15 protein-coding genes are annotated in these 18,114 nt (G+C 70.1%); 7 read left to right on the plus strand and 8 right to left on the minus strand.

The window, feature by feature from the left end:
- Positions 1-122: 122 nt before the first annotated feature.
- Complete coding sequence (locus tag OHA72_RS12295) at positions 123-3,158, minus strand: AfsR/SARP family transcriptional regulator (RefSeq protein ID WP_327007976.1); 3,036 nt, start codon at positions 3,156-3,158, stop codon at positions 123-125.
- Between the two features lie 257 nt (positions 3,159-3,415).
- On the opposite strand from OHA72_RS12295, the gene OHA72_RS12300 reads away from it, so the two are divergent.
- The 3 genes from OHA72_RS12300 (at position 3,416) to OHA72_RS12310 (ending at position 6,101) form a co-directional block, all read left to right on the plus strand.
- Positions 3,416-4,408 (plus strand): methyltransferase, encoded by a 993-nt coding sequence (locus tag OHA72_RS12300; RefSeq protein WP_327007977.1) that lies wholly within the window; start codon positions 3,416-3,418, stop codon positions 4,406-4,408.
- A 29-nt stretch (positions 4,409-4,437) separates the two neighbouring features.
- Positions 4,438-4,896, plus strand: coding sequence for a hypothetical protein (locus tag OHA72_RS12305; protein WP_327007978.1), 459 nt, complete (start codon positions 4,438-4,440; stop codon positions 4,894-4,896).
- Between the two features lie 71 nt (positions 4,897-4,967).
- Positions 4,968-6,101, plus strand: coding sequence for a serine hydrolase domain-containing protein (locus tag OHA72_RS12310; protein ID WP_327007979.1), 1,134 nt, complete (start codon positions 4,968-4,970; stop codon positions 6,099-6,101).
- 7 nt (positions 6,102-6,108) lie between these two features.
- On the opposite strand, the gene OHA72_RS12315 is transcribed toward OHA72_RS12310, so the two are convergent.
- Genes OHA72_RS12315 through OHA72_RS12325 form a run of 3 tightly spaced genes read right to left on the minus strand, consistent with a single transcriptional unit; the run spans position 6,109 to position 9,342 of the window.
- Positions 6,109-6,579 carry a hypothetical protein gene (locus tag OHA72_RS12315; protein ID WP_327007980.1) on the minus strand — a complete coding sequence of 157 codons (471 nt, stop codon included), beginning with the start codon at positions 6,577-6,579 and terminating at the stop codon, positions 6,109-6,111.
- A complete protein-coding gene (locus OHA72_RS12320; RefSeq protein ID WP_327007981.1) occupies positions 6,569-6,784 on the minus strand; it encodes a hypothetical protein in 216 nt (71 codons plus the stop codon). The genes OHA72_RS12315 and OHA72_RS12320 overlap by 11 nt, the downstream gene beginning before the upstream one ends.
- Positions 6,778-9,342, minus strand: a complete 2,565-nt coding sequence (locus OHA72_RS12325; protein WP_327007982.1) for an ATP-binding protein — start codon at positions 9,340-9,342, stop codon at positions 6,778-6,780. The genes OHA72_RS12320 and OHA72_RS12325 overlap by 7 nt, the downstream gene beginning before the upstream one ends.
- Positions 9,343-9,502: 160 nt before the next feature.
- Between OHA72_RS12325 and OHA72_RS12330 the strand changes: the two genes are divergently transcribed.
- The gene (locus tag OHA72_RS12330) at positions 9,503-10,084 is read left to right on the plus strand and encodes a dihydrofolate reductase family protein (protein WP_327007983.1); all 582 of its coding nucleotides are present in this window, start codon (positions 9,503-9,505) and stop codon (positions 10,082-10,084) included.
- A gap of 9 nt (positions 10,085-10,093) precedes the next feature.
- Positions 10,094-10,591 (plus strand): pyridoxamine 5'-phosphate oxidase family protein, encoded by a 498-nt coding sequence (locus OHA72_RS12335; RefSeq protein ID WP_327007984.1) that lies wholly within the window; start codon positions 10,094-10,096, stop codon positions 10,589-10,591.
- Positions 10,592-11,599: 1,008 nt separating this feature from the next.
- Here the strand turns inward: OHA72_RS12335 and OHA72_RS12340 are convergent.
- The 3 genes from OHA72_RS12340 to OHA72_RS12350 all read right to left on the minus strand — a co-directional run bounded on the left by OHA72_RS12340 (position 11,600) and on the right by OHA72_RS12350 (position 14,362).
- Positions 11,600-11,947, minus strand: a complete 348-nt coding sequence (locus tag OHA72_RS12340; protein ID WP_327007985.1) for a hypothetical protein — start codon at positions 11,945-11,947, stop codon at positions 11,600-11,602.
- A gap of 241 nt (positions 11,948-12,188) precedes the next feature.
- Positions 12,189-13,070 carry an alpha/beta fold hydrolase gene (locus OHA72_RS12345; protein WP_327007986.1) on the minus strand — a complete coding sequence of 294 codons (882 nt, stop codon included), beginning with the start codon at positions 13,068-13,070 and terminating at the stop codon, positions 12,189-12,191.
- Positions 13,067-14,362 carry an MFS transporter gene (locus OHA72_RS12350; protein ID WP_327007987.1) on the minus strand — a complete coding sequence of 432 codons (1,296 nt, stop codon included), beginning with the start codon at positions 14,360-14,362 and terminating at the stop codon, positions 13,067-13,069. The genes OHA72_RS12345 and OHA72_RS12350 overlap by 4 nt, the downstream gene beginning before the upstream one ends.
- Before the next feature lie 164 nt (positions 14,363-14,526).
- On the opposite strand from OHA72_RS12350, the gene OHA72_RS12355 reads away from it, so the two are divergent.
- Positions 14,527-15,015, plus strand: a complete 489-nt coding sequence (locus tag OHA72_RS12355) for a winged helix-turn-helix transcriptional regulator (protein WP_327007988.1) — start codon at positions 14,527-14,529, stop codon at positions 15,013-15,015.
- Positions 15,016-15,417: 402 nt separating this feature from the next.
- Complete coding sequence (locus tag OHA72_RS64620) at positions 15,418-15,612, plus strand: IS3 family transposase (protein ID WP_442788713.1); 195 nt, start codon at positions 15,418-15,420, stop codon at positions 15,610-15,612.
- On the opposite strand, the gene OHA72_RS12365 is transcribed toward OHA72_RS64620, so the two are convergent.
- The gene (locus OHA72_RS12365; protein WP_327007989.1) at positions 15,565-17,742 is read right to left on the minus strand and encodes an AfsR/SARP family transcriptional regulator; all 2,178 of its coding nucleotides are present in this window, start codon (positions 17,740-17,742) and stop codon (positions 15,565-15,567) included. The genes OHA72_RS64620 and OHA72_RS12365 overlap by 48 nt on opposite strands.
- Between the last annotated feature and the right edge of the window lie 372 nt (positions 17,743-18,114).

Raw genomic sequence — 18,114 nt, forward strand, 5'->3', positions numbered from 1 at the left:
CAGTCTCATCCATGTCCGCATGTCGGTTCCCTTCTCCCGTTTGGCGTTCGCGTGTAACGCCCCCGGTACCGGCTTTCATCCCAGAATCCATGGTGGCCTTTGCGGGATGGCCCGCCGATCGATCAGGTGGCCGCGACGGACCTCAGGTGCGCGCGGATGGCCTCGGTGGTGGCTTCCTCGTCGTCGGTGCGGTCGATGCCGAGGCCGGTGAGGATCGTCAGGGCGCGTTGCCAGTGCTCGCGGGCTTGCTCGTGCCGGCCCCGGGCGTGGTGGGCGTTGGCGAGTCCGTCGTGGGCGCGGGCCTCATCGACCGGCTGGCCGAGCTCGTCGGCCAGGGTGAGCGCCGTGGCGTGGTGGGCGGCGGCCTTGTCCGGGTCGCCGGTGGCGTGTCGTACGCGGCCCAGGCCCTGCACGGCCTCGAACTCGTAGTTGCGGTCGCCGGTCCGGTGGGCCAGCTCAAGCAGCTTCTGAAAGCTGCTGGTGGCCTGCTCGAGCCGGCCCTGCAGCCGCTGGACCTGGCCGAGGCCGGTCAGCGCGTTGAGTTCACCGACGCGGTGGCCGGTGGTCCGGGCCAGACCAGTCGCCCCCTGGTAATGCTCGGCGGCTTGGGCGTACCGGGCCTGCATCCGGTGGATGTGGCCGAGGCCGGTCAGGGCATTGAGCTCGCCGACACGGTGGCCGGCGGCCCGGGCGATCCGCAGGACCTCCTCGAACTGCTCGGCAGCCTGGGTATGCCGGCCCTGCATCCAGTACACCCGGCCGAGGCCGGTCAACGCGTCCAGTTCCAGCACGCGGTGGCCGGCGGCCTGGGCGATTCGCAGGACCTCTTCGAAATGGTCGGCAGCCTGCTGATACCGGCCCTGCATCCAATGCACCCGGCCGAGGCCGGTCAGCGTGTCAAGTTCGCCGACGCGGTGGCCGGTGGCCCGGGCGATCTGCAGAGCCTGCTGGAGATGATCGGCGGCTTGCGAATACCGGCCTCGAAGCCGGTCGATGTGGCCGAGCGCGGCCAGCGCCTCCATCTCGCCGGCGCGATGGCCGGTGGCCCGGGCCGTGACCAGGGCCTGATGGTGCAGGGCTTCGGCGTCGTGGTAGCGGCCCCGGGCGCGTAGCGGCCGGGGCAGGATGGACGACAGGTGCAGGACGTGCTCGGGAAGGCCGTGCTCGGCGGCATACCCGGCGGCGTGCAGCAGGTTGGTCAGTTCGCTGTCCAGCCAGCCGAGCGCAGCTTCCGGATTCTTCATGTCGGGGCTTGGGGTGCTCGCGGGCGGTACGTCGGGCATGCCTTCGGGCTCGTAAGGGTGTGCGGCGTCGACCGCGAGCGCGGCGGTGTGCCGGTAGTGGTCGAGAAGCCGATGCAGCGCGGCGCGGCCGGTGGAGCCGGTCTGCTCGCGCGATGCGGTGTGCGCGGCGTGGTCGTGGACCAGGTCGTGGAAGCGGTGCCGGCCGGGTGTGGGTTCCTGCAGCAGGTGGGCGTCGAGGAGGTGCTCGAGCAGGCGCCCCGCCTGGTCAAGGGTGGAGTCGAGGAGGGCGGCCGCGGCGTACGGGTCGGTCTCGGCGCCGGGGTGCAGGCCGAGTAGCCGGTAGGCGCGTCGCTGCTCGGGGGTCAGGTGCTGGTAGGAGAGGTCCAGGGTAGCGGTGATGCTGCGTTGCCCGGCCTCCAGTTCGCCGAGCCGGTGCTGCTGGTCCCGCAGCCGCTGTACCAGGTGGGACAGGTCCCAGGTGGGGTGGGACCGCAGCCGGGCGGCCGCGATGCGGATGGCCAGAGGCAGCCGGCCGCACAGCTCGACGAGCTCCGCCACCAGGTCGGCCGGCTGATCGCCGAGGTGGCCCCGGCCGGAGGTCTGGACGAAGAGGCTGGCCGCGTCCGGGGCCGGCAGCGTGTCCAGGGAGAGTGTATGCGTGCGGTCGAGCCCGGACAGCCGGCGCCGGCTGGTGATCAGCACCAGACAGCCCGGGTTGCCAGGCAGCAGCGGTGTCACCTGGGTCTCGGTGGCGGCGTTGTCCAGCAGGATCAGCATCTTCTGGTTGGCCAGCCGAGTGCGGTACAGCGCGGCTCGCTCGTCGAGGGCGTCGGGGACCTGGGGCCCGGGAACGCCGAGGGTGCGCAGCAGGTGCTCGAGCGCGTCGGCGGGCTCGCGGGGCGCCATGCCCGGCGTGTGGCCGTGGAGGTCGATGAACAGCTGCCCGTGCGGGTACCGGTCGGCGATGCGGTGCGCCACGTGGACGGCGAGGGCGGTCTTGCCGACCCCGGCCATCCCGTCGATCGCGCCGATTACCACGGTGGACGCGTCCCGCGCCCGCTCCAGCGCGGCCAGCTCGCGGGTGCGGCCGGTGAACATCGGCGGCGGCGCTGGCAACTGCCGCACCGGCATCGCCGCATGCGGGCCGACCGGCGGTGCGAGGGCGGGGTCGGCGGCCAGGATTCGCTGGTGGAGCCGCTGCAGCGCTGGGCCGGGCCGAACCCCGAGCTCCTCGTCCAGCAGCCGGTAGACCTGCTGGTAGGCCTTGAGGGCGTCGGCCTGCCGCCCGGCGCGGTAGAGGGCGAGCATAAGGTGCCCCCAGAGCCGCTCGCGCAGCGGGTGCCGGGCGGTGAGCTCGGCCAGCTCGGCGGCGAGCATCGCCGGCTCAAGCAGGTCGAGCCGGGCCTGGATGCTGTCCTCCAGCACCGCGATCCGCAGCTGTTCGAGCCGTTCGACCTCCGGCTGGAGCGCGGCCGGCAGTGACAGGTCTTCCAGCACCGGTCCGCGCCATCGGGCGAGGGCCTGGGTCAGCTGCTCGGCGGCGGGTGCGTGGCGCCGCTCGGTCAACGCCTGCCGACCCTGGCCGGCCAGGGTCTCGAAGACGATGGCGTCCAGCTCCTGCGGCCCGGCCCGCAGCACGTACCCGCCGGGCTCGCGGTGCAGGCGGGGGGGTTCGTCCGGCTCGTGGGCGTGCAGCAACCGTCGCAGGTCGCTGACGTAGGACTGCAGGTTGGCCCGCGCCGAGGCCGGGGCAGCCTCGGGCCACAGCAGGTCGAGCAGTGTCTCGGTGGCCACTGGCGCGTTGGCGCGCAGCACCAGCACGGCCAGCAGGAGCCGCTGCTTGCGCCGGGGCGGCGAGAGCAGCCGCCCCGCATTGTCCCTGATCTCCAGGGTGCCCAGTATCCGAAACTCCATGATCCCCGTCTCCCGCTGAGGCCCCGACCGGGAAGCCCGCTCACCGGGCGCCACCGGGCGGGCCGGTGGAACGGGTGCCCGACGCGATCTACACATCAGTGTATGGCAGACCGTGTAGGGCGCGACGGCACTGTGGTCGGCGGACGTTCTCCTGCCGCACCGGCAGGCATCACGCGAGATCCCGATGACCGACGACGCAATGCTGTGGAGGTTCTATGACCACGGACCCAGACGGACCGCTGTCCCCCGTTCCCTTGATGCAACTGACGACCGGATTCTGGGCCTTCAAAACGGTCGCGGCGGCCCATGAGCTCGACCTGTTCTCCCGTCTGTCCAGCACGGCCGGCACCACGGCCGGCGAGCTCGCCGAGACGCTCGCGATCGAGGAGCGACCGGCGGGGATGCTGCTCACCGGATGCGCCGCGCTCGGGCTGCTCAGCAAGCACGACGGCCGCTATGTCAACAGCCCGCTCGCCGAGGAGTTCCTGGTCCGCGGCAAACCCTCCTACTTCGGCGGCTGGGTGCAGATGCTCGACCAGCGGCTGTACCCCGGCTGGGCCAAGCTGACCGACGCCATCCGCACGAACCGGCCGACCACGTGGCATCCGGACCGGCAGCGTTCGCTCTTCGACGGTGAGGATCCGGAACTGCTCGCGGTGTTCTGGGAGGCGATGCACTCACTGTCGACGTTCACCGCCCGCGCGCTGGGCGAGGCCGTCGATCTGCGCGGCGCCCGCCGGCTACTCGATGTCGGCGGCGGCTCCGGGGCATACGACATCGAACTGTGCCGCCTCTATCCCGACCTGACCGCGACCGTCTACGAGCTGCCGAAGGTCGCCGACATCGCAGCCGGCAAGGTCAGCGCAGCAGGTCTTGCCGACCGGATCGCGACGGTGGTCGGCGACTTCTTCGCCGATGCCGCGCTGCCCGGCGGGCACGACACGACCCTGTTGTCCATGATCATGCACGACTGGTCGGAGGTCCGCTGCCGCGCGCTCCTGCAGAAGTGCTGGACTGCGCTGCCCAGCGGCGGCCGGGTAATCATCTCCGAGCTACTCGTCAACGACGAGCACACCGGGCCTGCGCCCGCGGCGCTGATGAGCCTCAACATGCTCATCGAGACGGAGGGCCGCAATTACACACCGAGCGAATACACGCAGTGGCTGCACGACGCCGGTTTCCAGGACGTCCGCACCGTCTGGTTCGAGGCACCGGGGGCGAATGGTGCGGTCATCGGGACAAAGCCGTAGGTGCCACTATCGACAGGAAGGTACAGATCATGCTCAGCCGAATGCTCATCACCATCACGCTGGTCGTGGCGGCCCTTGCCGTGCCCGTCAGCGCGGCAAGCGCCGCACCGCCCGGGGCCAGGGCGACCACGACGACCGAAACGCAGGCGGCCGTGGCCGTCGAGCCGACGATGTATCCGCCGGCGGACAAGGTCCTATGGTCGACGATCGGCGTTCGCGGCCAGCGGTGCGAGACGGGGACGCTCTGCGTCGACGTCTGGGACCCGACCCGGAACATGTTCAAGGTGTTCATCATGCGCACCTGCAACACCCGCGCAGTGCACGACTTCCACCAGTACGACAAGCTGACGGAGTTCATCAACCACCAGACGCCGGGCACGGTGACGCGCTTCCTCGGCCGCCCGGGCAACGTCCTGGTCAAGTCCACGGCGCCGAGCTACACCATGCCGATCATCTGGGACAAGGTGTGGTACATCGACGTCTGCTGACGCCCGTCCTACGCCCGTCCTACGCCCGGCGCCCGTGGCGGGCGCCGGTCCGGCATGTGGAGGAACCGAAGATGAAGGTGCGCGCAGTGTCGTGGCTGCTCGCCGCAGCACTTGCCGTTGTCGCAGTGGACGCTGACGCCGCGGCCGCCACCGATGCGCGGCCCGAGGACCGCAGTGTGCTGCGGCAGGCGCTCGACGAGCTGGTGGCAGACGGGGCGGCCGGGGCGTTGGCGGAACTTCGCGACGACCACGGCACTTGGGGGGGCACCAGCGGTATCGCGGAGCTCGGCACCGCCCGCCCGGTCCCGGCCGCCGGACGGTTCCGGGCCGGCAGCATCGTGAAGACGTTCATGGCCACCGTCGTGCTGCAACTCGTCGGCGAGGGCCAGCTGCGGCTGGACGACACCGTCGAGCGGTGGCTGCCCGGCCTCGTGCCGGACGGCACCCGCATCACGGTCCGTCACCTGCTCAACCACACCAGCGGCCTGTACGACTATCTCGGCGACCTTCCACTGCACGATCCGGCGGCCCTGGTGAACATCCGCTGGCGCACCTGGGAACCGCGGGAGCTGGTGCGGCTCGCGACCGCGCACCGGCCGCTGTTCGAACCCGGCGCCGGGTGGTCGTACTCCAGCACCAACTACATCGTGATCGGCCTGCTCGTCCAGCAGGTCACCGGACAGCCGTACGGCACCGAGGTCCAACGGCGGATCATCCGGCCGCTGCAGTTGCGCGGCACCGCGATGCCGGGAACGTACCCGCGAATCCGCGGCCCACACCCGCACGGCTATCTTCTGGCCGTCGTGGACGGCCATCCGAACCCGGTCGACATCACGGCGTTCAACCCGTCCGTGGCGGGGGCCAGCGGTGAGCTGATCTCGACCGCAGCTGACCTGAATCGCTTCTTCGCCGCCCTGGCCGGTGGCCGGCTGCTCCGCGAGGCCCTGTGGCGGGAGATGATCACGCCGACCCCGCCGGCCGAGCAGTACGGGCTGGGTCTGATGCGGTGGGAACTGCCCTGCGGCGTCACGGCGTACGGGCACACCGGCGACTTCGTGGGGTACTCGAGCCTGTCGGCGGTCACGGCCGGCGCTCGCCGGAGCCTCACCGTCGCGGTCACCTGGGGTACCGCGGTCCCCGACGACCTCGACGCCGTGCTGACGAAGGCATTCTGCCCGCCCGCAGCACCGGCCGGCAGCGCCTGACGGTGCGTTACTGTGACCGGCCGCGCAGATCGTCGCGGTTGCCCTCGAGGGCGGCGACAAGGTCGCAGAGCCGGCATTCGATGCGGGCCGCGGCGATCGGCTGCAGCGAGTGCGGTTGATCACCTCCGTCGATGTTCGTCGGCATGAAGCTCCAGCCTTCGATGCCGCTCCACCCGGCCTGCACAACAGCCGTCCGGCCGTCCGGGCTCTCGACGCGCAGCCAGGCCGTGCACTGGTCGGCGAAGTCGAAGGGCAGCAGCGCCGCACCGCCGGCGCCCAGCCCGTGCAGCCGGTCGATCCACTGGTCCAACAGCCGGGCCAAGTTCTCCTCCACCGTCGCACCGGCCGTCGGCGAGTCGTCGATGGCCAGGTAGTACGAGTCCGCGGTGTGGCGATAGCGGCCCAGGCGCAGCTCCAGGTCGTTGTGCACGCCGCGGTCCGTCGCCACCCGGTCGAACCGGATCAGCTCATGGACCATCATCCGATGATGCCCCACCGGCGGCGCGGCCGGGCGGCGGGCAGCCGAGGGCGGCCAGCTCGCCGCGCCCGGCCGCTTCCTGCCCCGGCAGCAGAGCCAGGGTGCAGGCCCGCTCGAACCGCGCGTCCAGGCGGTCCCACTGCGCCAGGGCCCGCCGTATGAGGGCGGGATCACCGGTCAGTCGCCCCCGGGCACGGGTCAGCATCGCCGCGGCCCAACGATGTTCCGCCGCCGTCTGCGCGGCCCGGGCGAGCGTCTCGGCGGCGTCGGGTCGGCCGGCCAGGACGGCGAGCTCGGCCCCGGCGGCCCGGGCGTACCCTCCCACCAGCGCTCCGGGAATTCGGCGCTGCACTGCTCGACCAGGGCGACGGCCCGGCTGGTGTCGCCGGTGTGCACCGCGATCCGCGCGTCCGCGAAGGCGGTGACCGCCGCGAGGTCGCCCGAGCGGCGCGGGTCGGCGTGTCCGGCGACGGCGAGCGCCCGGGAGCGCCACAGGTCGTCCTGCTTATCGCCGCGCAGGCCGTGTACCAGCGCGACGACGGCCAGCGCCGAGGACATCCAGGCCATCACCGGGCGGCCGTCGCGCAGCCAGTTGTCCCACAGGATCTGCGCCGCTGCGACGGCCTCGTCGAACCGGCCGGAGAGGGCGAGCACGCGGATTCGGCGGGGCATCGCCAGGTACGGGTGGGAACCGACCGGGTCGTGGGTTTCGGCGCGCCGCACCGCAGTGCGCGCGGCCGGCAGGTCGCCCGCCGCCAGGGCGGCCGACACGGCGACGTGATGGGCGTCGGTGATCTCGGCGGCGCCGGCCGGGTCGTGGGGGGCCAGCTCGGACACGACCTTGATACGCAGCTGTGCAATGTGGTGCGCCCGCAGCGGACGGCCCAGCTGCACGGCGGCGGTGCCGAGGGCATCGAGGCACAGCGCCACGAGCGCCGGGTCGCCGGTGCGGCGGGCGGCCCGTACCGCGATGCGCGCGGCCGTCACCGATGCCGCGGCCGTCAGTGGCTCGCCCAGCTCGTCCCACGCCTTTGCGGCGGCCAGCAGCGCCGCGGTCGCCGGGTCGGTGCCGTCGGTCGCCGCGGCTGCCCGTCGCAGCAACTGGGCGCGGGCCGGCCGGGTCACCGGCTCGGTGAAGTCGGCTGCGTACCGGACGGCGACAATAACGGCGTGTGCCAGCGCGCCAGCGCGTGCCTCGCCGGTCGCGCTGGCCCGGTCCGCCGCCTCCAGCAGCAGCCGCAGCGCTTCCGGCCCATCCGACACCACGACCGCCGCGTCGGCGGCGTGGCGCAGATCGCCCACGGCACGGGTCGCGTCGTCGGCCCGCGCGGACGCCGCCCGGTAGTGCTGGGCGGCCTCAGCGAAGGATCCGCGGGCGAACGCCAGCCGGGCCAAACCCACTGCCAGCCGGTACGCGGTGTCGTCCGGCCCCGGATTGGTCCGCGCCAAAGCCGCGCGCAGGTCGTCGGCGACCTCGTCGAACCCGGCCGCCCAGGCACCCGAGGCGTTCGGCGCGAGCGCCTGCGCGGTCACCGCCGCCCAGTCCAAATGCCGGCGGCGGACCTCGGCGGCCTCGCCCGCCTCGACGAGTTGCCGCTCGCCGAACGCGCGGACCGTGTCCAGCAGCCGCCACCGGCTCCGGCCACCGAAGGCCACCCGGTGGATCAGGAGGCTCTTGTCCGCAAGACAGCCGATGAGATCGGTCAGCTCGCCGCGCGAGCGCTCCGGCACCACCGCCTCGGCCGCGGCCAGGTCGAAGCCACCGGCGAATACGGACAACCGCCGGAACATAGCCCGCTCCGGCTCGTCGAGCAGGTCGTGACTCCACTGCAGGACATCGTGCAGCGAGCGGTGCCGCGCGTCGGTCCGCCGTCCGCCAGTGAGCAACCGCAGTCGGTCGTCGAGTGCCGCGAGCAGGCCCTCGGCACCCAGCGACGCCGACCGCGCGGCGGCCAGCTCGATCGCCAACGGCAGGCCGTCCAGACGGGCGCAGATCTCGGCCAGCAGCGCCGGGTCGGCGGCAAAGTCCGGCGAGGCCGTCCGCGCCCGATCCAGAAAAAGCCGCTGGGCGTCCCCGCCCAGCGACAGCGGCGCCACCAGCACGAGATGCTCGCCGGTCACGCCGAGCCGTTGCCGGCTCGTGGCCAGGACGGTCGTGCCCGGGCAGTGGGCGAGCACCCGCGCCACCAGCGGGCCGACGTCGTCGACCAAATGCTCGCAGGTGTCCAGCACCAGCAACGGCCGCTCGCCCCGGAGTGTGTCGATCACCGCGTCGGCCAGGGAGCGCGGCGGACGCTCCGCCACACCCAACGACCCGGCGAGCGCCGGCAGCACAAAGCCGGCCCGGACCGCGACCAAATCGACGAACGTCACGCCGCCGGGACGGTCAGCCGCGACGGCCTCCGCCACTGCGGCCGCGAGCCGCGTCTTGCCAACCCCACCCGGCCCGAGCAGGGTGACCAGGCCACCCCGACCGATCCGATCCAGTACGGTCGCCACCTCGCGGGAGCGTCCCACGAACGTGGTCCAGTTGCCCGGAATGCCGCTCGGGCGGGGCGCGGCCCCGCCGGCCGCCGCCGGCTCGGCCATCCGCGCCAGCGTCCGCCGGTCGCCGGCCCCCAGCTTGCGCAACAGCGACGACACGTGACTCTCCACGGTCCGCACGGAAACCTGCATCCGGCGGGCGATCTGCGCGTTGGACAGGTGTTCGCGCAGGGCGGCGAGCACCTCGGCCTCTCGGGGCGAAATCTCCGGCCGATCCATTCCGCCATCGTCCCGCATCGCCCGGACCACCGCTGCGGCCTGGGCGGTGGCCACCACGCATCCGTAGCGGATCCGTGGTGGCCACGGATCCGCCACCGCGTCGGCCGCGGCACCGTAGACGGGTCAGGGCCGAACCGCCAACCACCGAAGGAGCAAAGTCATGGGCAAAGTCATTTTCGTCATCAGCATGTCGCTGGACGGCTACGTGACGGCAGCGAACCAGACGCCCGACAACCCGATGGGCGACGGCGGCCTGCGCCTGCAGGAGTGGGCCTTCAGCGCCGACGAGACGAACCAGCAGTACCTGGCCGCGGCCGTCGACGGGCTGGGCGCCGTCATCGCCGGGCGCCGCACCTACGACACGTCACTACGGTGGTGGGGTGCTGACGGCCCGAGCGGACCGGCCCGGCGACCGGTGTTCGTCGTGACCCATGAGGCGCCCGAGGAACAGCCGGAACATGGGGTCTACCAGTTCGTCACCGACGGCCTCGGCAGTGCCCTGGCGCAGGCACAGACCGCCGCCGGCGACAAGGACGTGACGGTCATGGGCGGCGCCGACCTCGGCCGGCAATACCTCGACGCCGGCCTGCTCGACGAGATGGAGATCCACCTGGTCCCGGTCCTGCTCGGCGGTGGCACACGCATGTTCGCCGGCCTGCCCGGCGGACCCGTGCAGCTCGAACCTGTTGACGTCCTGCCCACCCCGGCGGCGACGCACCTGCGCTACCGCATCCTCCGATAGCGGCGCGGCGTGACCGCCATACCGCCCGGCGACCTCGCCGGGCACACCCGCGAACTCCTCACCGCAAACCGGTACATGGTCCTGGGCACCGTCGATCCGGACGGCCACCCGTGGACCTCCCCGGTCTACTTCGCCGCCGCCGGCCACCGAGAGTTCTATTGGGTGTCCGCGACCGACGCCAGGCACTCGCGCAACATCGCCGACCGCCCGCAGGTGAGCATCGTCGTGTTCGACTCCACCGTGGCGCCGTACCACGGACGTGCGCTCTACGCGGCCGGCGACGCCGCCGAACTGACCGGAGACGCCCTGGAACGCGGGCTGCGACTGTATCCCGGCCACCCCGACCGGGGCGCCACCCCGGTGACATGGCAGGACGTGACAGCGCCGTCGCCCTACCGGCTCTTCCGGGCAACCGCATCCGACATGTGGGTGCTGTGCCCGCGAGGTCCACAGCAACCATGCCCGCTGCACGGGCTCGCCCGCGATCATCGGACGAGAATCACGTGAACGTCCACGCCGCGGCCCGCCACCGTCAGCGGCGGGCCGCCACCGGACCGATCGGCGATACGGCAGATACCAACACGTCAGCGGCGGGCCTGGGCGCTGCCAGCGACGAACGTCCAATCCAGACACGTGAACAAAGCCGCGACAACCCTGTGGTTCCCATCGCGTTAGACCTCGAGCAGCCGATCACACCGGACCCGGGCGAGTTCGCCGGCTGGGGCTGGTATCCCCGCACCGAAGCCACGGCCTGGCCCGTCGAGCGCACCGACCCGCACCTGAGCCGGTTCCTGACCAAGTTCAGCCGTCACACCGCGGCCGGGCGAACGCGGTGCGCATCGCGACGGGTAGCGCGCCGGGCGGCGCCGACACCGTGGGCCGGTCCGAGATGCCGGGGTCGCGTCCACGGAGGTGGTGTACGACTCGCCATTCGTCCGGTCATGCATGAATTGACCGGTTCGAGGCACAGGTCACTCGGCGTGGATCCCTCGTCCTCAAGGACCGGTGAGACGTCGACCGGCTAGCGCCAACCACACCCGCAGGCCGCCGTGGAACGATCTTCACAGTGGGTACGAATCCGAGCGCCGTCAGATGCCGACACGGCACTGCTCACGGCCAGTCCGATGGGGCAGAGCCGCGCCCAAGATCCAGACTGATCAACGCGGTCCAGCACGCACCGACGCGGACCGGTCTGGACCCTTCCGAAACAGTCGAACACGTTTGGAACACAACAGGTCCACAATGGACGAAAAACGAGAGGCGGTTGATCTACGTTTCCGCAGGTAAACCGCCTCTTGATCTTGCGCGTCCGAAGGGACTCGAACCCCTAACCTTCTGATCCGCAGTCCGCGAGCAGCCGAGTCCAGTTCACAGCCTTGATCAGAGTCGACGCGATAGCCAGAATTACTGCACAATCGCATAGATCGTCCATCCACTGTGGATCGACTCGCGGCTTGGCAGATCGGTACGCGCCGATCACGCCAGACATCCCATGTCTTGGGTCTCGAAGCGCCCTCAAAGCAGATCATCGTGTGGTGGCATCTCGTCGGCGAACACGCCGTACGCAGTGCCGCCGGAGGTGTAGCCAGCCACGAAGAACGGCCTGCCGTCCAACATGATCCACCACTCGTCGTGAACCGGAAGGGTGGCGCGCTCGACGGTACGGCAGGGGGTCGCTGGTGGGCGCTGCGCCCACTGCTGCGCCGAGTCGGGCAACGCGAACCCGAGCGCGATCAGGTCATCGTAGGCCGTGTACTCGTTGACGCCGTACCGCTGCACCGTGACCGCCGACCCGGAGCGGATCCACACCCGCGCCGAGTCCCCGCGTTGCCGCTGGCGCATCCGGTGCCGACGCGGATGCACACCCGGATGCTACCGGCGGCCGGTGCCCGTCCTACCGCACGCCGCAGGACACCGGATCGCATCTCCTGCTCGCCCCGATAGCCACCAACCGGCCGAACGCTATCGGCGGCACGAGCGCGCGTCGTGGAAGGGCGCTCATTGGGCGGTATCATGCGACAGCCGAACCCAGGTAGGCGGAGGCGAGTGGGTGGCGATGAGCTTCATGGTCAGGCCAGCCACAAGACGTGCCAACCTAGCGCCACTACTCGGCAGACCGTCGGCCACTCGCCACGGTGCGGGCGAACCGTCGGATGTGGGCGGCGATGATGTCGCCGTGGTCCTCGAGAGCGAAGTGGCCGGTGTCAAGCAGGTTGAAGTCGACGGTGTTCAGGTCTCTCCGGAACGGGTGGGCTCCGGCTTCGGGAAAGATCACGTCCTGCTTGCCCCAGACGATCAGGGTTGGCGGCTGGTGGTCGCGGAAGTACTGCTGCCACTGCGAGTAGAGCTCAGGGTTGGTGCGGTAGTCGTAGAGCAGGTCGAGTATCGCGTCCTTGCTGCCCGGGCGGCCGAGCAGCGCCTGCTGCAGTACCCAGCTGTCTGGGCTGATCAGCGTCGGATCAGCTGTGCCGTGGGTGTAGTTCCACCTCAGCGCTTCATCGGACATGCCCGCCTGGCGGATCATCTCCCTGTTCGCGGCGGACGGGTCGCGCCACAGTGTGCGGACCGGTGCCCAGAAGCTGTCGGGCAGTCCTTCTTCGTAGGCGTTGGCGTTCTGGACGATGAGGAAGGAGATCCGCTCGGGGCGCCAATGGGCGAGACGGAACCCGACGGGGCCGCCGAAGTCCTGCATGTACAGGGCGTAACTGTCGAGGCCGAGCTTGTCGGTGAACACTGCGATGACATCGGCGAGGTGGTCGAACGTGTAGTCGAACTTGTCAGGTTGGGGCGCGTCGCTGTGCCCGAAGCCCGGGTAGTCCGGTGCCACGATGTGGAGTTCCGAGGACAGCTTCTCGATCAGGTCCCGGAACATGAACGAGGACGCGGGGAATCCGTGCAGAAGTAGGAGTGTCGGGTTGCCGGGATCACCCGCCTCGCGGTAGAAGACGGAGAGGCCAGCGATATTGATGGTGCGGTAGTGCGTCATGATTTCCTCCTGGTGGTGTGGTGATCGTCCCGGTCGGATGCCAGGTGCCGGGTGGATGCCCAGAACAGCAGCGCGGTCGTGCTCACGGCCGCGCCGAGGATGCTGACCCCGTGCCAGCCCGCGTGCGCGTAGACGGTTGTGGACGTGATCGAGCCGGCAGCGGAGCCGATGGAATAGAAGACCATGTATGCGGCAGTCAGCCGGCTCTGGGCTTCGGGCCGCGTCCGGTAGATCAGGCTCTGGTTGGCGACGTGCACCGACTGAAGCCCGAAGTCGAAGGCGAAGACGGCGATGACCAGGGCCCACAGTGACCAGGGCAGCGCAGCGGACGCGATCCATGAGCAGGCCATGACGGCCAGGCCGACGCCGGTGATGCGCTGTGCAAGGCGCAGGTCCGACAGCCGCCCCGCGCGGGCTGCTCCCAACGCACCTGCGGCTCCGGCGAGCCCGAACAGTCCGATCTGGCTCGTTGACAGTGACAGTGGCGGCGCGCTCAGTTGCAGCACCATCGGCGTGAGCAGCACTGTCATCGCCATGAAGATCAGCATCGCGAGCAGTGCCCGCACGCGCAGGATCGACATCTGTGCGAACAGTGCGAACGTGGAGCCGATTAGCCGGGGGTAGGAGAGCTTTTCGCGATCGTCGTATTGGCGCGGCAGGTTGCGGACCAGCAGCGCTGCCATGGCGAGTGCCGCGGCCGCCGAAGCCAGATATACGGACCGCCAGCCTGCGAGGTCGCCCAGCGCCCCGGCGACAGTGCGCGCCAATGAGATCCCGATGACGATGCCGCTCGTGACGATGCCGACCACACGGCCACGATCCTTGGGGGCGGCCATGCTCGCGGCGTGCGCTACGAGTAACTGGGTCACCACGGCCAGCGCGCCCATGGCCGTCATGGCGGCGAGCAGTGCCGTGGCCGTCGGGGCAAGAGCCACGGCGAGCAGGGCGAGCGCTGACAGCATCGACTGGACCCCGATGAGGCGGCGGCGATCGACCAGATCACCGAGCGGCAGCAGAAGCAGCAGGCCCATGCCGTATCCGACTTGGGTGAACGTACCGACGAGGCCGATCGTCGCCTGGCTCATGCCGAACTCGCGGGCGATCACGTCGAGCAGTGGCTGCGCGTAGTAGACGTTGGCCACGGCCAGACCGCTGGCGACCGACAGCAGCAGTGCTGTTCCGCCGCTGACGGAACGTGCGAGCGGTGGCATGTGCACCTCGCCGGATCCGTGGACAGCACTGTCGTCGTGGGCTTCTTCGACGGTTTGCGCGGCGCTGGTGTGAGGACTCACGTGAACCTCTCGCACGCACTAGTGGTTTCAAGTTGCTACCACCGCAGCGTACAAGACCGTAGTTTTATCTTGCAACCGTCTCCTCGGCGCCCTTCGGCGATGTATGTTTCATGTTGAAACCGGTGGACTCGAGCCTCGGAGCAGGTCAGCGGAGGGGCCAAAGCATGGTCAGGCGCACAAGCCACGAAGGGGCCGAATGCCCCGTTGCGCGGCCATTGGACGCGCTCGGTGATAGCTGGTCACTTTTGATCATTCGTGATGCTTTTGACGGCCTGAGCCGTTTTGGCCAGTTCCAGAAGAGCCTCGGCCTCGCCCGCAACATCCTCACGAACCGGCTGAACACCCTCGTCGATCACGGCATCCTTCACACCGTCCCGGCAAAGGACGGAAGCCCCTACCGCGAGTACCTGTTGACAGGCAAAGGCCGTGACCTGTTCCCCGTCCTCGTGGCACTGCGCCAGTGGAGCGAGCAGCACTACTTCAAGCCGAGCGAAACCCGCGCCCGGCTGGTCGACCGGCAGCACCACCGGCCCGTGGCAACGCTCGAGATCCGCTCCGACGACGGACGAATCCTCACGCCGGAAGACACGATCATCGCGATGCTCCCTGGCGACCCCGACCAGAGAGCCGAATCCGCTGCCCGAGCCGGGTGAGGGGTCGGCGACAGGTGCCTCCGGTGAGGTCGCTGGTTCGCACGGCAATTGAGCAGGATGCCCGAGATCACGGTGCGACGGTCCCGCCACCGGCCGCCCTGCGGCGCGTTCGTAGGCAGGAGCGGAGCGAGGAGTTCCCACTCCGGATCAGTGAGTTCAAATCGAGCGGTCGTAGTGGCCCGGTAACTACACCGAACTGGCCCACGACGCGCTGAAGATGGCGATCTGGCGCCGCGAATACCAGGGCGGTGAACTGCGCCGACTGGTCCACGACTCGGACAGTGGACTCGAGCAGTATCGAGCGATCCGCTACACCCAGCGGCTCGCCGAGGCGGGCGCTGTCGCCTCGGTCGGCTCGAAGGCGACTCGTTCGACAACACGATGGCCGAGGCGTTCAACTCGATGTACAAGGCTGAGCTCGTCCGGAACAAGGGGCCGTCGCGCGGGCTCGACGACCTGGAGATGGCCACCGTCGAGTACATCGACTGGCACAACAACCGACGGCTGCACGGGGAACTCGGACACGTCCCACCCGCCGGACACGAAGCCCTACACGCGATGACCCACCCCGTCACCGCAACCCTGGAAACCAGATAATTCCGTCTCCATCAAAAGCCGAGGCTTGACACAGCGTCCCTGGAACCTGTCCCGTGTCCTGTGGGGCACCGGTCGATGCGGGGTGTTGCTCAGTGCCCAGTTCAGCTGCCAGATGTGGCGATCCGAGCCGATGGCGACGGCGAGATTCATGGCGGCGTGGAGGTTGGACGTCTCCGTTGTCAGCCATGCGGCGGCGGATGCGTTGTCGGTGAAGCTGTCCGGTGTTACGCCGGCGGTGGCCGTTTGGAGATCGAGGGGCGGGTGTGCGTCTTTGAGCATCATCTGGTCTGCGGCGTTCGAGGAGTGCAGGTAGTGGTCGAGTAGCCGGACGCACGCGGTGGTGCGTTCCTGCGGCGTCTCGTGCACTTGGGCCAGTTCCCGTGCGTACTCGCGGAGGAGATTGTGCAGGGCGTACCGGTCGGCTGATGGTTCACTGAGCAGGTGTGCTGCGGTCAGTTCGACGAGTGCGCGGCGGGCGCCGCCGGTGGCGACCCCTGCCAGGCTCGCCGCGGCGGTGACCGTGATCTGGTCGCCGGGGTGCAGCGCGATCAGCCGGAACATCCGCGCGGTCGGCGGGTTCAGTACCCGGTAGGACCAGGAGAACACGGCGCGGATGTGGGTGGCCTGGTCGTCGTCGTCGAGCGCGTCCAGCCGCTTGCCGGGTTCCTGCAACTCACGGGCGAGTGTCGCCAGGTCGATGTGCGTGTTGACGGCGATCCTGGTCGCGACCACGGCCAGCGCCAGTGGCAGCCGATCGCAGGCGGCGACGATGGCCTGTGCCGCCGGTCGGGCACGGTCGAGTCGGCCGCGTTCGATCCGGCGGGCGAGCAGTGCGTGGGCCTCGGCGTCGCTGAACAGGTCGAGGTGTAGTGGGCAGGCGCCGTCGACGACGAGGCCGGCGAGCCGGATCCGGCTGGTCACCACGACCGCGCAGCTTCCCGAACCCGGTAGTAGGGGACGGACCTGTTCAGCGCTCGCGGCGTTGTCGAGCACCAGCAACATGCGACGATCGGCGAGCGTGCTGCGGTACAGGCCGCCGAGCGCCCAGGTGTCGGCCGGTATCTGCTGTGCTGGTACGCCTAACGCGTTCAGGAATCCGCGCATCACGTCCAACGGATCCAGCGGTGGGCCGTCCGGGGCGAAACCGTGCAGGTTCACGTACAGCTGACCGTCGGGGAACTCGGTGGCGACCCGGTGGGCCCAGTGCACGGCCAGTGCCGTCTTGCCCACGCCGGGTGTACCCCAGATCGCAACCACGGCGGGTTGGTGGGTGAAGCTGTCCAGGACGGCGACCTCGGCTTGGCGACCGACGAATCCGGTGACGTCGAGGGGCAGCTGCGCCGGCCGCGGACGCACACTGACCTCGACTGGCGTCACCGCCGGCCGGTCGAACTCGTCACGCAGGATCGCCTGGTGGATACGGCGCAACTGTTCACCCGGATCGGTGCCCAACGCGTCGCGCAGCCGTTGTCGTGTCTGCGCGTAACAGGTCAGGGCCTCGGCGGCGCGCCCGCATCGGGCGAGCGCCTCCATCAGCAACGCGACGACCGGCTCGACCAATGGGCTGTTGGCCGTCAGCTCGTGCAGCGCGCCGGTGACCTCGTCGGGCCGATCGAGATCGAGCATTGCGCGCGCCCACAGCAGGAGCGCGTCGACCCGCTGGTGCTCCAACGACTGCCGGACCCGGTCGGCCCACAGACCCGCGACGTCGGCCAGCGCCGGCCCACGCCACAGCCCGAGTGCCTCGGCCAGCAATTCGACGCGCTGTTCCTCGCCCTGTTGTTGACGAGCGTCGTTGACCAGCCGGCGGAACCGGTGCAGATCCACCTGGTCGGTCGGCAACTGCGCCACGTACCCGGCTGGGCGGCGCACCGGCATCAACAGTCCGGCACCGGTGCCAGCCTCGGTGAGCGCACGCCGGAGCCTGGCGACGTAGCTGCGTACGCTGCTCCCGACGGCGGCCGGGGCGTCGGCGCCCCAAACCCGGTCGACGATCATGCTGACGTCGGTCGGGCGGCCGGCATCAACGAGTAATGCGGCAAGGACAGCGCGTTGTTTGGCCGGACCCAGGTCCAGTTGCCGCCCCGCGACGAAGATCTCGACCGGACCTAGCAGGTTCGCCTGCAGCATGCCCCTCCGCCCATCGTGAGCCCACCAGCCGGCTGCCCCGGGCGGTATTCGGGCTCGACGCCGGCCCGGATGGGTCGACACCGCCAACCGATCTCCCACGGATTCCCCTCACCAGCACAGGCGCGGTGTGCGAAACCCGGTCGGCGGTGCCCCTCCGCGATCGAAGTCAGTGCCGCCGGAGGCGGACGCACGCAGGTCACCAACTTTCTGAGTGGATCTGTTTCGGGGCCGGGCAAGGCCATCCCGGCGGCTCGGCAAATATCAAGGACTGTAGATGCGATCGATCCTGCGTCGGCGGCTGTCCGCAGCCGGGCGACCGCGACCCGCACCGCCGCGATGACGATGCTCGGTGTCGGGCAGTTGGTGAGGGCA

It is taken from the genome of Dactylosporangium sp. NBC_01737, assembly GCF_035963215.1.
In the GTDB taxonomy this organism is placed as follows: Bacteria; Actinomycetota; Actinomycetes; order Mycobacteriales; family Micromonosporaceae; genus Dactylosporangium.

What these genes read in the sequence shown, in the direction of transcription:
- OHA72_RS12330 (WP_327007983.1), top strand. Translation starts at nt 9,503, where the DNA reads ATGGGCAAAGTCATTTTCGTCATCAGCATGTCGCTGGACGGCTACGTG.
- OHA72_RS12320 (WP_327007981.1), bottom strand. Translation starts at nt 6,784, where the DNA reads ATGCTGACCCGTGCCCGGGGGCGACTGACCGGTGATCCCGCCCTCATA.
- OHA72_RS12305 (WP_327007978.1), top strand. Translation starts at nt 4,438, where the DNA reads ATGCTCAGCCGAATGCTCATCACCATCACGCTGGTCGTGGCGGCCCTT.
- OHA72_RS12295 (WP_327007976.1), bottom strand. Translation starts at nt 3,158, where the DNA reads ATGGAGTTTCGGATACTGGGCACCCTGGAGATCAGGGACAATGCGGGG.
- OHA72_RS12355 (WP_327007988.1), top strand. Translation starts at nt 14,527, where the DNA reads ATGGTCAGGCGCACAAGCCACGAAGGGGCCGAATGCCCCGTTGCGCGG.
- OHA72_RS12325 (WP_327007982.1), bottom strand. Translation starts at nt 9,342, where the DNA reads ATGGATCGGCCGGAGATTTCGCCCCGAGAGGCCGAGGTGCTCGCCGCC.
- OHA72_RS12315 (WP_327007980.1), bottom strand. Translation starts at nt 6,579, where the DNA reads ATGGTCCATGAGCTGATCCGGTTCGACCGGGTGGCGACGGACCGCGGC.
- OHA72_RS12365 (WP_327007989.1), bottom strand. Translation starts at nt 17,742, where the DNA reads ATGCTGCAGGCGAACCTGCTAGGTCCGGTCGAGATCTTCGTCGCGGGG.
- OHA72_RS12310 (WP_327007979.1), top strand. Translation starts at nt 4,968, where the DNA reads ATGAAGGTGCGCGCAGTGTCGTGGCTGCTCGCCGCAGCACTTGCCGTT.
- OHA72_RS12345 (WP_327007986.1), bottom strand. Translation starts at nt 13,070, where the DNA reads ATGACGCACTACCGCACCATCAATATCGCTGGCCTCTCCGTCTTCTAC.
- OHA72_RS64620 (WP_442788713.1), top strand. Translation starts at nt 15,418, where the DNA reads ATGTACAAGGCTGAGCTCGTCCGGAACAAGGGGCCGTCGCGCGGGCTC.
- OHA72_RS12300 (WP_327007977.1), top strand. Translation starts at nt 3,416, where the DNA reads ATGCAACTGACGACCGGATTCTGGGCCTTCAAAACGGTCGCGGCGGCC.